Source organism: Stenotrophomonas geniculata ATCC 19374 = JCM 13324, assembly GCF_001431625.1.
GTDB lineage: Bacteria > Pseudomonadota > Gammaproteobacteria > Xanthomonadales > Xanthomonadaceae > Stenotrophomonas > Stenotrophomonas geniculata.
In genome coordinates, this window is the sequence record NZ_LLXT01000152.1 from 1 (window position 1) to 12,295 (window position 12,295).

14 protein-coding genes are annotated in these 12,295 nt (G+C 67.6%); 8 read left to right on the top strand and 6 right to left on the bottom strand.

The features are described 5' to 3' along the window. The first annotated feature begins 460 nt into the window (after window positions 1–460). From ARC63_RS20590 to ARC63_RS20615, 6 genes are all read left to right on the top strand, one after another. On the top strand, window positions 461–853 hold the full coding sequence (locus tag ARC63_RS20590; protein ID WP_010483657.1) for a PTS sugar transporter subunit IIA: 393 nt from the start codon (window positions 461–463) through the stop codon (window positions 851–853). After that, window positions 846–1,115 (top strand): HPr family phosphocarrier protein, encoded by a 270-nt coding sequence (locus ARC63_RS20595; protein WP_005408385.1) that lies wholly within the window; start codon window positions 846–848, stop codon window positions 1,113–1,115. Before ARC63_RS20590 ends, ARC63_RS20595 begins: the two co-directional genes overlap by 8 nt. Before the next feature lie 2 nt (window positions 1,116–1,117). After that, window positions 1,118–2,887 (top strand): phosphoenolpyruvate--protein phosphotransferase, encoded by a 1,770-nt coding sequence (ptsP, locus tag ARC63_RS20600; RefSeq protein WP_057504269.1) that lies wholly within the window; start codon window positions 1,118–1,120, stop codon window positions 2,885–2,887. Between the two features lie 203 nt (window positions 2,888–3,090). After that, window positions 3,091–4,452, top strand: a complete 1,362-nt coding sequence (gene mgtE / locus ARC63_RS20605) for a magnesium transporter (protein ID WP_010483662.1) — start codon at window positions 3,091–3,093, stop codon at window positions 4,450–4,452. 59 nt (window positions 4,453–4,511) lie between these two features. After that, the gene (locus ARC63_RS20610; protein WP_049410266.1) at window positions 4,512–4,778 is read left to right on the top strand and encodes a hypothetical protein; all 267 of its coding nucleotides are present in this window, start codon (window positions 4,512–4,514) and stop codon (window positions 4,776–4,778) included. Window positions 4,779–4,849: 71 nt separating this feature from the next. Further along, window positions 4,850–5,647, top strand: coding sequence for a carboxylesterase family protein (locus tag ARC63_RS20615; protein ID WP_057504270.1), 798 nt, complete (start codon window positions 4,850–4,852; stop codon window positions 5,645–5,647). A gap of 102 nt (window positions 5,648–5,749) precedes the next feature. Here the strand turns inward: ARC63_RS20615 and ARC63_RS20620 are convergent, their stop codons facing one another. The 4 genes from ARC63_RS20620 to ARC63_RS20635 form a co-directional block, all read right to left on the bottom strand. Further along, on the bottom strand, window positions 5,750–6,238 hold the full coding sequence (locus ARC63_RS20620) for an REP-associated tyrosine transposase (protein WP_057504273.1): 489 nt from the start codon (window positions 6,236–6,238) through the stop codon (window positions 5,750–5,752). Between the two features lie 169 nt (window positions 6,239–6,407). Next, entirely contained in the window at window positions 6,408–7,358 is a 951-nt protein-coding gene (locus tag ARC63_RS20625) for an aspartate carbamoyltransferase catalytic subunit (protein ID WP_019337122.1), read from the bottom strand. Window positions 7,359–7,373: 15 nt separating this feature from the next. After that, a complete protein-coding gene (ruvX, locus tag ARC63_RS20630; protein ID WP_010483674.1) occupies window positions 7,374–7,868 on the bottom strand; it encodes a Holliday junction resolvase RuvX in 495 nt (164 codons plus the stop codon). Continuing rightward, window positions 7,861–8,427: a YqgE/AlgH family protein gene (locus ARC63_RS20635; protein WP_005408377.1), complete on the bottom strand. Its 567-nt coding sequence runs from the start codon at window positions 8,425–8,427 to the stop codon at window positions 7,861–7,863. The genes ruvX and ARC63_RS20635 overlap by 8 nt, the downstream gene beginning before the upstream one ends. Before the next feature lie 91 nt (window positions 8,428–8,518). Here ARC63_RS20635 and ARC63_RS20640 point away from each other — a divergent pair, with 91 nt between their 5' ends. Continuing rightward, complete coding sequence (locus ARC63_RS20640; RefSeq protein ID WP_057504271.1) at window positions 8,519–10,306, top strand: DUF4153 domain-containing protein; 1,788 nt, start codon at window positions 8,519–8,521, stop codon at window positions 10,304–10,306. Continuing rightward, the gene (locus ARC63_RS20645) at window positions 10,303–10,848 is read left to right on the top strand and encodes a DNA-3-methyladenine glycosylase I (protein WP_057504272.1); all 546 of its coding nucleotides are present in this window, start codon (window positions 10,303–10,305) and stop codon (window positions 10,846–10,848) included. Before ARC63_RS20640 ends, ARC63_RS20645 begins: the two co-directional genes overlap by 4 nt. 85 nt (window positions 10,849–10,933) lie before the next feature. Here ARC63_RS20645 and ARC63_RS20650 read toward each other — a convergent pair whose 3' ends face one another. Further along, window positions 10,934–11,641, bottom strand: a complete 708-nt coding sequence (locus ARC63_RS20650) for a YitT family protein (RefSeq protein ID WP_029379885.1) — start codon at window positions 11,639–11,641, stop codon at window positions 10,934–10,936. A 110-nt stretch (window positions 11,642–11,751) separates the two neighbouring features. Then, window positions 11,752–11,964, bottom strand: coding sequence for a DUF4287 domain-containing protein (locus ARC63_RS20655; RefSeq protein ID WP_014646220.1), 213 nt, complete (start codon window positions 11,962–11,964; stop codon window positions 11,752–11,754). Between the last annotated feature and the right edge of the window lie 331 nt (window positions 11,965–12,295).

Here is a 12,295-nt window from a genome sequence, read left to right on the forward strand (position 1 = left end):
AAAAAAAAATCAGATCTCATCTCCACCCCCCCCCCCCCCCCCCCCCCCCCCCCACGGTTGGCCGTAGCCCCCCGCCACAACACAACACCACCCCAACCAAACTCAGAAGCCCTCGCGAAGGGAGGGGGGGACGGTGGCGGGGGGGGGGGGGGGGGTTGCGGAAGGGCGGGGGCCTGTCTGACGCGCCCCCCCGCGCCCAGAGGGTTGGTTTTGCGCGGCGCCCCCCACCCCCCCCCCGCCCCGCCTCTGACAGATTCCGTGTGCTGTTGGTGGGTGTCGACCTTGGTCGACACGATCCACGCCATGCGTGGATGAGTCCCGGTCAGGCATCGAAAAACGCATGGGGTCGGATCCCTTTTCCAGGGGAAAAGGGCTCTGACCCTGGCAACACTGAATACGGGACACAGTGCCCCTCTCCTGCTGCTATCGCCAATTCACCTTGACCTGTTAACGTGCAGTAATGACCTGTGGCATTCTCCTCGTAACACATCCCGGGGTCGGGACCGCCCTGCTTGACGTGGCGACCCGGCTCCTGCGGCAGTTGCCGCTGAAAACCGAAGCTTTCGAAGTACCGTTCGACGCAGACCTGGATGCTCTTCTCCCGCTTGCCTCGGCCGCTCTGCGGCGGGTCGATGGCGGTGAAGGTGTGCTGATCCTGACCGACCTGTACGGCGCCAGCCCCGCCAACCTTGCCGGGCAGCTGGCCCGTCTGGGGACCCCGGTTCGCCGGGTGTCGGCGCTGAGCCTGCCGATGTTGCTGCGGGTGATGAATTATCCGGAACAGGGACTGGATCAACTGCCCGCCACAGCCGCGGCGGGTACCCGTAATGGAGCGATAGTCGACGATGCTTGAACGAGAACTCACCGTGAGCAACCGCTTGGGCCTGCATGCCCGGGCCACCGCCAAGCTGGTGCAGACCCTGGCGCCGTTCCGCTGCAACGTGACCATGGCCGCCAAGGGCCGTGAGATCAACGCCAAGAGCATCATGGGCGTGATGCTGCTGGCCGCCGGCCAGGGCACCCCGGTCACGGTGCGCATCAACGGCGAGGACGAAGCCGCCGCGATGGAAGCGGTGGTCGGCCTGTTCGAACGCCGCTTCGACGAGGACAGCTGAGCGTGCCACGCGCGCGTGCCGCCCAGGTCCCTTCCAGCCAGCGGCCGGTACAGCTGCTGGCCGGGCACGGTGCTGCCCGTGGCGCGGCGATGGGCCGGGCACGGGTGCGCCTGCCGCATGCGCTGGAAGTGGCCGAGCAGCGCATCGCCGCCCATCAGATCGAGGCCGAACTGGCCCGCCTGCACCGGGCGGTGGATGCCGCGCGCACGGAAATGCACGAGCTGCGCCAGCGCCTGCATGGCGCCTTGAACCAGGAAGTGGGCGAGTTCCTCGACCTGCATGCCCTGCTGCTGGACGATCCCGAGCTGTTGTTCGGGCTGGACGAACTGATCCGCAGCGGCCCCTACAGCGCCGGCTATGCACTGCGCCTGCAGCGTGACCGCCTGGCCAAGGTCTTCGATGGCATGGACGATGCCTATCTGAAGAGCCGCATGGACGACCTGGACCATGTGATCGGCCGCATCCACGCCTTCCTGCAGCCCGAACGGCCGCCGGTGATGAAGGGCCTGGCCGGGGAGATCCTGGTCTGCGACAACATCGCCCCGTCCGAGCTGGCGCAACTGCAGGCGCAGGGCGTGGTCGGCATCGTCACCGCCGCCGGCAGCGCGCTGTCGCACAGCGCCATCCTGGCGCGCAGCCTGCACCTGCCCCTGATCGTCAACGTGCCGCAGCTGCTCAGCCGCATCGCCGATGGCGACGTGCTGATCATCGATGGCGCCGACGGCAGCATCACCGCCAACCCGCAGGCCGACAACCTGCGCGACTACCGCGCGCGCCTGAAAGAGCATGCGCGCGAGCAGCGCGAGCTCGGCCGCCTGCGCAGCAAGCCCAGCCGTACCCGCGACCAGGTCGACATCGCGCTGCTGGCCAATGCCGAATCGCTGGAGGACGTCACCCAGGCACATGCGCTGGGCGCGCAGGGACTGGGCCTGTACCGCACCGAATTCCTGTTCCTGCAGCGGAACGAGCTGCCGGACGAAGAAGAACAGTTCCAGACCTACCGCGATGCCGCATTGGGCATGAGCGGGCGACCGGTCACCATCCGCACGCTCGATCTGGGCGCGGACAAGGCCGACCGTACCGGCCTGACCCTGAGCAATGAAGAGAACCCGGCCTTGGGACTGCGCGGCGTGCGCCTGTCGCTGGCACGGCCGAAGGTGGCCGACACCCAGCTGCGCGCGATCCTGCGGGCCTCGGCCTACGGCAAGCTGCGCGTGCTGGTGCCGATGGTCAGCACCCGCGAGGAACTGCTGGCGGTGCGCCGGCGCATGCTCAAGCTGACCGAACAGCTGCGTGGCGAAGGTCACATGGTGTCCGACCATGTGCCACTGGGGGCGATGATCGAGGTGCCCGCTGCGGCGTTGGCACTGGAGAGCTTCATCGACCTGGTCGACTTCCTGTCGATCGGCACCAACGACCTGGTGCAGTACCTGCTGGCCGCCGACCGCAACAACGAGGCACTGGGCGAGCTGTATTCGCCACTGCATCCGGCCGTGCTGCGGCTGCTGCAGATGGTGATCGAGACCGGTGCGCGGCATCGCATCCCGGTGGCGGTCTGCGGTGAGATGGCCGGTGATGCTCGGATGACGCCACTGCTGCTGGCGCTGGGCCTGAGCGAGTTCAGCCTGCACCCCGGCACACTGCTGGAGGTGCGCCGCGCGATCCGCGAGACCGACCTGGCCACGCTGCGTGCGCGCGCACCGAAGCTGCTGGCCGCACGCGACCGCCGCGCCATCGAGCGCTGGCTGGCGCTGGTGGCCGAAACGGCCTGAGCGCCAAGGGCAGTGCCGGCCGCTGGCCGGCAATCGCCGCCATCGAGGTCCGTGAGGTTGCCGGCCAGCGGCCGGCACTACCATCGGCCGCCATGCGTGGCGGCTATGCGTTGAAACATCCCCTTGCGATAATGACGCGCTGAACACCCCTGTTGCCGCATCCTTGCCGGGATCGCGGCTTTTCTTATCCCGCGGGAGCTGCGATGGCTGAAGCTGTACGCCACGACAAGACTGCACGCCAACTGCGGATGCTGTCCGACGCACTGGACAGCGGTCGGCTGGGCCCGGTGCGCCGCCTGGTCAACACCCTGGCCCCGGCCGAGATCGGCAACCTGCTCGAATCGTTGCCGCCGGGCAAGCGCGAGGTGGTGTGGGGCCTGGTCGATCCGGAAGATGACGGCGAGGTGCTGGTCCACGTCGGCGACGACGTGCGCGAGAGCCTGCTCGCGGACATGGACCCGGACGAAATCATCGCCGCGGTCGAAGACCTGGACATCGACGACCTGGCCGACCTGGTCGAAGACCTGCCGGACACGGTCATCGACGAAGTCCTCAAGTCGATGGACCGCGAGAACCGCGAGCGCCTGGAGCAGGTGCTGTCCTACCCCGAGGACAGTGCCGGGCGCCTGATGAACCCGGACGTGGTGACCGTGCGCGCCGACGTCAACGTCGACGTGGTGCTGCGCTACCTGCGCCTGCGAGGCGAACTGCCCGACCACACCGACCACCTGTTCGTGGTCAGCCGGCGCCATCAATACCTCGGCCGGGTGTCGCTGGCGGCACTGGTGACCCACGAGGACACCACCCCGATCAACCGCCTGATCGACGACGAGCAGCCGGCGATCGATGTCGGCGAAAGCGACCAGGAGGTCGCCCGCCAGTTCTCCGACCATGACTGGATCTCGGCGCCGGTGGTGGACGACAACAACATCCTGGTTGGCCGCATCACCATCGATGACGTGGTCGACATCATCCGTGGACAGGCCGAGCACCAGGCGCTGGGCGCCGCCGGCCTGGACGAGGACGAAGATCTGTTCAGCCCGGTCTGGCGCGCCATGCGCCGCCGCTTGATGTGGCTGTCGGTCAACCTGTGCACGGCGTTCCTGGCCTCCAGCGTGGTCGGCCACTTCGAGGGCACCATCGACAAGCTGGTGGCGCTGGCGGTGCTGATGCCGATCGTTGCCGGCCTCGGCGGCAACGCCGGTACCCAGGTGCTGGCGCTGATGGTGCGCGGCCTGGCGCTGGGCCAGGTGGGCGCCTCCAACGCGCGCACCCTGTTGTGGAAGGAGGTCCGGGTTGCGCTGTTGAACGGCGTGATGCTCGGCTCGGTGCTGGGCCTGATCGTATTGGCTTGGTTCCATTCACCCGGTCTGTCTGCGGTGATCGCCATCGCGCTGACCTGCAACCTGCTGTTCGCAGCGCTGGCCGGCGTGCTGGTGCCGCTCACACTGAAGCGCTTCGGCTTCGATCCGGCGCTGGCCAGTGGCATCTTCCTGACCGCCGTGACCGACTCGATGGGCTTCTTCACTTTCCTCGGCCTGGCCACCCTGGTGCTGCTGCACTGACCGCATCAAGGATCGGGCCCCGCCACGCGGGGCGCTGACCCCACCCAACGGGAACACCCATGGCAACAACGATCGAAAACTATTTCCAGCCCGGCTGGCGCGACCAGCAGCACACCTGCCCGGCCTGCGAATGGAAGGGCAGCTCGCGTGCCATGGAGATGGAGCTGGACGAGGACGCCACCGAGTACGGCTGCCCGGTCTGCGAGAACCCGCTGCTGGTGGTGCTGCATCCGGACATGGCACAGGTGCAGGCAGCTGCCGCCGAAGGCAACGCCGAGGCACAGGAGCAGTTGGACATCATCGCCAGTTTCCCGCGTCCGCAGTGACGCGGCGCACGATGCCTCATTGACGTGCGGCGGACTACGATGCGGCCATACCTGCCGCTTCGGGAATTCCCATGGTCCGTTCGATGTCGCGCTGGCTGCCACTGCTGGCCCTTCTGGTGATGAGCGGTTGCACTTCGCTGCCGGACAGCGCGCGTGGTCGCTTCGAGGCACGTGCGGTGAAGGTGGAGGGGGAGACCGCCTACTATCAGGTGTTCATTCCGGCCGGCGTGCAGGCCGCCGCTCCCACCCACCTCCCGGTCATCCTGTTCCTGCACGGCTCCGGCGAGCGCGGTGCCGATGGCGTCAAGCAGACCTACGCCGGGCTGGGGCCTTACCTGCGCGAGCATCCCGACTTCCCCGCCCTGGTGGTGTTCCCACAGGTACCGGGCCATGAGGAATGGAGCGGCCGCAACAACCGTGCGGCAGTGGCCGCACTGGACGCCACGATCGCCGAATTCGGCGCCGACCCGGCACGGCAGTACCTGACTGGCATGTCGATGGGCGGCTACGGCAGCTGGAACATCGCGCTGGACGACCCGCGCCGCTTTGCCGCGATCGTCCCCGTGTGCGGCGCGGTACTTGCACCACGCGCGAAGCGCCCAACCCTGTTCGTCGAGCAGGTCGCCCAGGAAACCGATCCGTATGCCGTGATCTCGCAGCGCCTGCGGCACACGCCGATCTGGATCTTCCACGGCGCGCTGGACGACGTGGTGCCGCCGGACGACGACCGCAGGCTGCACGCCGCATTCCAGGGCGCCAGCGCACGCGACGTGCGCTATACCGAGTACCCCGACGGCAACCACAACGCCTGGGATGCCACCTATGCGGACCCGGCAATGTGGGAATGGCTGTTCGCGCAGAAGCGGTGAGTCGCGGCTTCCGGTAGCTGCCCACCAGGGTTGGATCCTGGCTCCAGTGGCTGTCTATCCTGGTTGGATCCTGGTTTCGGTGGGTGCCAACCTTGGTTGGCACTATCTGTCCGCCCCCATGAACTCCGCCTTGGCAGAACCTTCGAGTTCCCACTGACACCACGCATGCGGGTACTGGCCAAGCTGCGTTGCCAGCCCCACCCTGATCGGATTCGCCATCACATACATCGCGTGCCGGAACAGCGATTCATCAGAGCGGATTGCATGATCGTGATAGCAGGACTGCCAGAAGCGCCCCACCCTGCCCAGTACCCTGTTTGCGTGCACGGCCGTACGCGACTTGAAGCGCTTCATGACAACGTCGAGCGATGCCGCGCGCAGTTGCATCAACCAGTGGATGTGATCCGGCATGACCACGTAGGCAATCGAATGGGTCAGACCTTCCAGATCCAGACGCCGGAACTCCTGCATGGCGGTATCCGCAACGGCGTCGTTGGCGAACAGTGCCGCCCGGCCATGCACGTTCGTTGTGAGGATGTAGCTCTGGCCAATAGTGGAGTGACGGCCTAGCAGGAGGCGGGCGCTGTTCATGCAGAAGAGCATGGGCGGGCGCATGTTCCCTGAACAACGGGAAATCACCTTCGCAAGGGTAGGCCAGTGCCAACCAAGGTTGGCACCCACCAGAACAACAGCGCCAACCAAGGTTGGCCTCTACCAAAGCAGTGGGTGCCAACCTAGGTTGACACCTACCAAGCGGGGATCAGCCCAGCAGGGTTTCCAGCACGGCCATGCGCACGGCGACCCCGTTGGCGACCTGGCGCAGTACCCACGACTGCGGGCCGTCGGCCACTTCGTCGGTCACTTCCACGCCGCGGTTGATCGGGCCCGGGTGCAGCACCGCCGCATCCTTGCCGGCGCGGGCCAGGCGCTCGGTGGTCAGGCCGTACTGCGTGTGATACTGCTCCAGCGACGGCACCAGGCCTTCTTCCATGCGCTCGCGCTGCAGGCGCAGCATCATCAGCGCGTCGACGCCTTCCAGCATCGCGTCGAAATCATCGCCGACCACGCAGCCCTTCAGGGTCTCGTCGTCCGGCAGCAGCGACTGCGGGCCGCAGACGCGGATCTCGCCTACGCCCAGCGTGCGCAGCGCATGCAGGTCGGTGCGGGCCACACGCGAGTGCTTCACGTCGCCGACGATCACCACCTTCAACTTCGAGAAATCCGGGCCCTTGGCCTGGCGCAGGGTCAGCATGTCCAGCAGGCCCTGGGTCGGGTGCGAACTGCGGCCGTCACCGGCGTTGATCAGTGCAGTGCCCTCGCCCGCCGCCTCGGCCAGTGCGGCCACGGCGCCATCATCGGGGTGCCGCACCACGAAGCCGCGCACGCCCATCGCTTCCAGGTTGCGCAGCGTGTCGCAGGCGGTTTCGCCCTTGCGCGTGGACGAGGTCGAGGCATCGAAATTGAGCACATCGGCGCCCAGGCGCTGCGCGGCCAGCTGGAACGAGCTGCGGGTGCGCGTGGACGGTTCGAAGAACAGCGTGCACACCGCAGAACCGGCCAGCACGTGGCGCTTGTTGCCGACGCGACCGACCGCAGCATCGCGGATCTGCCCTGCCCGGTCGAGCAGCTGCAGCAAGGTCTCGCGCGGCAGGCCCTCCAGGGTCAGCAGGTGGCGCAGGCGTCCGGAGGCATCGATTTGCTGGGCGGTCATGGCGGTGTCGGGCAGTCAGGGAATGGGGGTGGCGTCGTCGGGGGACGACAGCCAGCGGTCGATGATCACCGCCGCGGCCACGGCATCGAGGGCGGCCGCATCGCGGCGGCGCTTGCGCCCTTCGGCGCGCTCGACGGCGAAGCGGCGGGCGGCCTCGACCGAGCTGGAACGCTCGTCGATCATCACCACCGGCAGCTTGAAACGTTCCCGCAGCTGGCGGGCGAAGCCCTGCGCACGCTTGCGGTTGGGCTGGTCCTGGCCGTCCAGGGTCAGCGGGTCGCCGACCACCAGGCCATCGGGCTTCCATTCCTTGAGCAGGCGCTCGATCGCGGTCCAGTCCGGGCCGTTGCCGTGCACATCGACCACGGCCACCGCGCGCGCATGCGCGGCGAAGGCACTGCCGATAGCCACGCCGATCCGTCGCGAGCCGACATCGAAACCCAGAACGGTGCCATCACGGCGGATCGCCGGGGCAGCAGGAACCGGTGCGGGCGCGACCGGCTCAGACATGGCCGCTGTAATCCGTCAGCCGGAACAGGTCCACGCCGATACGCGAAGCCGCACCCTGCCAGCGCTGCTCCAGCGGCAGCTGGAACACCAGCTCGGCATCGGCCGGCACCGTCAGCCAGCTGTTCTCGGACAGCTCGCTTTCCAGCTGCCCTGCGCCCCAACCGGCACAGCCAAGGGTGACCACGGCATTGGCCGGGCCTTCGCCGCGCGCCATCGCTTCGAGGATGTCGCGCGAGGTGGTCAGGTACAGGCCGTCGCCCACGGTCAGGCTGGAATCCCACGCCCGCGCGTCGTCATGGATGACGAAGCCGCGCTCCGGATGCACCGGGCCGCCGTTAAGCACCATGCGCGCCTGCAGGTCGCCATCACCGGTGGTGATGTCCATCTGTGCAAGCACTTCACCCAGCGTGTACTCGGAAGGCTGGTTGACCAGCACGCCCATTGCGCCGTTCTCGTCGTGCTGGCAGATCAGCGCGACGCTGCGGGCAAAGGTCGCGTCGAGCAGCGACGGCAGCGCGACGAGCAGGTGATCGGCAAGGGAGGTCGGCGTTACAGGCATGGGCCCATTCTACCTGCTGGGGGCGGGATGGTCGCGCGATGGCGCCGAACCGCGATGGGCTAGGATGGTGCTTTGCCATGGAAGGTCATCGATGCAGTCTTCATCGCCCCTGACCCTGCCGGCACGCAGCGCCATCGTCCTGATCGCCCTGCTGCAGGGTCTGATGCTGTATGCCGCGCAGGAACTGTCCGATGCCTGGCCGTTCCGCGATATCGGCTGGCGCTACTGCTGGTACGCCTGGGTGCTGGCCATCCCCAGCGCGGTAGCGCTGAGCCTGGTCGAGCTGGGCCAGCGCCGCCTGTGGCTGCAGGCGGTGCTCGGCTCGGTGGTGGTGCTGGCGTTGGCCGCCTGGATCGGCTGGAACCTCAACGGCGAGACCGCGCTGGATTCGGGCGCGCTGCAGTTCCCGCTGACCCTGGGCACGGCGGTGGCGGTGTTCGTGGCCCTGCCCTGGTGGCAGTTCCAGTTGCAGCACGGGCATTGGCGCGCCAGCTATCCGGAGCTGTTCGAGCGCGCCTGGCAGAACGGTCTGACCCTGGCCCTGGCGGCGCTGTTCACCGGGCTGACCTGGCTGCTGCTGTGGTTGTGGGCGGCGCTGTTCCAGCTGCTGGAGGTGACGTTCTTCCGCGACCTGTTCCGGCAGGACGCGTTCATTGCGCTGGCCACCGGCAGCCTGGCCGGGTTCGGCGTGCTGATCGGGCGCCCCCAGCACCGCGCGATCCAGATCACCCGCCAGGTGCTGTTCGCGATCTGCCGCGGGCTGCTGCCGCTGCTGTCGTTCATCGCGGTGCTGTTCGTGCTGAGCCTGCCGCTCACCGGGCTCGAGCCGCTGTGGAAGACCCGCTCGGCCGCCAGCCTGCTGCTGGTGCTGTCGCTGTTGCTGGTGACGTTCACCAATGCGGTCTACCAGCAGGGGGAAGACAGCGCCCCCTACCCCCTGCTGCTGCGACGCCTTGTTGAAGCCAGCCTGCTGGCGCTGCCGGTCTACGCGGCGCTGGCACTGTACGCGCTGGGCCTGCGCGTGGTGCAGTACGGCTGGACCGTGGACCGGTTCTGGGCAGTACTCGTCGCGTTGGCCGTGGCCGGTTATGCCGTGGGCTACGCGCTGGCGGTGCTGCGCCGGCAGGGGCGCTGGTTGCAGATGGTGGAGCCGGTCAACCGCTGGATGTGCTGGGCGGTGCTGGCACTGGCATTGCTGGGCAACTCGCCGCTGCTGGACCCGGTGCGGCTGACCCTGTCCAGCCAGCTGGCGCGGCTGCGCGCGGACCCGCCGGCAATCACCAGCAGCGACGTCAACGTGCTGCGCTTCGATCTTGGGCGCCGTGGCGTGCAGGCGCTACGCGAGCTGCAGCGTGATCCGGCCATCACCGCCGATGCCAACGCGCCACAGGTGATCGCGGCAGCGCTGGCACGCACGTCACGCTGGGACGACGGACAGCGCCTCGACAAGGGGCCGCAGGATGTCACTGCCCTGCAGCGCGCGCTGAAACTGGCCAAGGGATCCAGCTCGCCACCGGACGACTGGTGGCACGCACTGGCCACGCGTGCGATCAATGGCGAATCCTGCGCCCAGAGCGAGCGCGACTGCCTGATCGTGCATCGCGATCTGGACGGCGATGGCACCGGCGAAGTGCTGCTGTGCGAGCTGTACACTCACCGTGCGCCGGACTGCGTACTGTATGCACGTGGCAGGGATGCCCACTGGCGCCGGGCCGGTTCGCTGTTCGGCACCGTCAGCGGCCAGGCCGAGGCGATCAACCAGGCCCTGCGCGATGGCGAGCTCACGCTCGAACCGCCGCGCTGGCCGATGCTGTCCATCGGCGGGCGCCCTGCGCTGGCCATCGATCCGGAACCCGAATCCAACGAGTCTTCCCCATGAGCGGTTACTGCCTCATCGCCCCGGGCCATCCGGTGCACGACTACTACCACGCCAACGAGTACGGCTTCCCGCAGCGTGACGAGCGCGAGCTGTTCGAGCGGCTGGTACTGGAAATCAACCAGGCCGGCCTGAGCTGGGAGACGATCCTGAAGAAACGCGAGGGCTTCCGCGCGGCCTATGACGGCTTCGATGTGGACCGCGTGGCAGCGTATGCCGAGCAGGACATCGAACGCCTGCTGTCGGACGCGGGCATCATCCGCAACCGGCTGAAGGTGCTGGCGGCGATCCACAACGCGCAGGTGATCCAGCAGCTGCGGGCCAGCCATGGCAGCTTCGCGGCGTGGCTGGATGCGCACCACCCGCGCAGCAAGGCCGACTGGGTGAAGCTGTTCAAGAAGACGTTCCGCTTCACCGGCGGCGAGATCACCGGCGAATTCCTGATGAGCCTGGGCTACCTGCCCGGCGCGCACGCCGAGGATTGCCCGGTGCATGCGCGGCTGCTGATGCTGTCGCCGCCGTGGCTGCAGGCCGCCGTACGTTGAAGGACGGCCGCCGGGCATGGCCCGGCGCTACCGGAACCGCCACGTAGTAGCGCCGGGCCATGCCCGGCGAACGCGGAGAGCGCGATCACACGCCCATGTAGCGGCCGGGGCGGTGGTTGAACATCAGCACCAGGCTGAGCACCACCGCGCCGATGGCCGAATACAGCACCTTGGAAGGCGACAGCACGAAGAACGCGGCCACCATCAGGCAGGCGTCGTAGGACATCTGCACCTTGCCCGCGCTCCAGCCACGGGTGCGCTGCAGGTACACCGCCAGTATGCCGATACCGCCGAGGCTGGCACGGTGACGGATGAAGAACAGGATGCCCAGGCCGGACAATGCGCCACCGACGATCGCCGAATACAGCGGGTGGATGTGCGAGAAGTCGATCCAGCGCGGCAGCAGGTCGGTCAGCACGCCACAGGCGGTGACCGCGGCGAAGGTCTTCAGGGTGAATTCCCAGCCCATGCGCCGCACCGCCACCCAGTAGAACGGCAGATTGACCAGCACGAACACCACGCCGAAGTTCCAGTCCAGCGCGTAATGCAGCAGGAAGGCCATGCCCGCCATGCCGCCGATCATCAGCCCACTCTTGGCGAAGATGGCCAGGCCCAGCGAGGCCACCATCGTGGCCAGCACCATGCCCTGCACATCCTCGGCGATCGAGTGGCGCAGCGCTTTTTCGTCGGCGGTGGTACCGGCGCTGTCGGGCGGCGGGGTCAGCGGACCGGCGGTGACCAGGTGGCCGTCAGCGTCGTCGCACGGCGCGGGGCCATGGGAGGGAAGGGACATACGGATGGGGAACAGCAGGTGGGGAGCGGTATTAGACACGATCTGCATGACAGTTGCAGATGAAATCGTTCAGCTGAATGCGCCCCGCCCTGCCCTGGGCCCGCCGCTGCTCAGCCCTTGCCGGCCAGATGGTGCGCCACCAGCGCGTTGGCGTGACCATGGCCCAGGCCATGCTCACTCTTCAGGAAGCTGACCAGTTCCATGTGTTTCAGGCCCTTCTTCCCGGCCAACAACCCGAACCAGTGCGCCACCGGCTGCCCGTAGGTCTTCTCGATGGAGGGGAAATACGAGGCCGGGCCTTTCGGCTTGGTGTCAGTGCTCATGTGCAGCTCCCGTTGAAGTCATTCATTCGACGAACCACAGTCCCTGAAATCGACATCCCCACACGCCTACACAGAATGGGGTCGAAGCCGTTCCAACAGCTCGCGGGAAACTGTCAAAGGCGGGGTGGCTCAGGTTGCGGGGGCGTGAGCGCCATGGGCCCGAGGCATGCCTCGGGCGGGTTGGGCAGGACGCCCAACCCCGGTCTTGCCGTGTGCGCAGGACAGCGCACACGAGCAAGCGCGACCGAGGCTACATGGGTGAGGGCGCTTTGCTTGCGAAGCACTGCTTCGCAAGCGCCCGAACGCCCAGCCGCCAGCGGCTGGGCCGTGG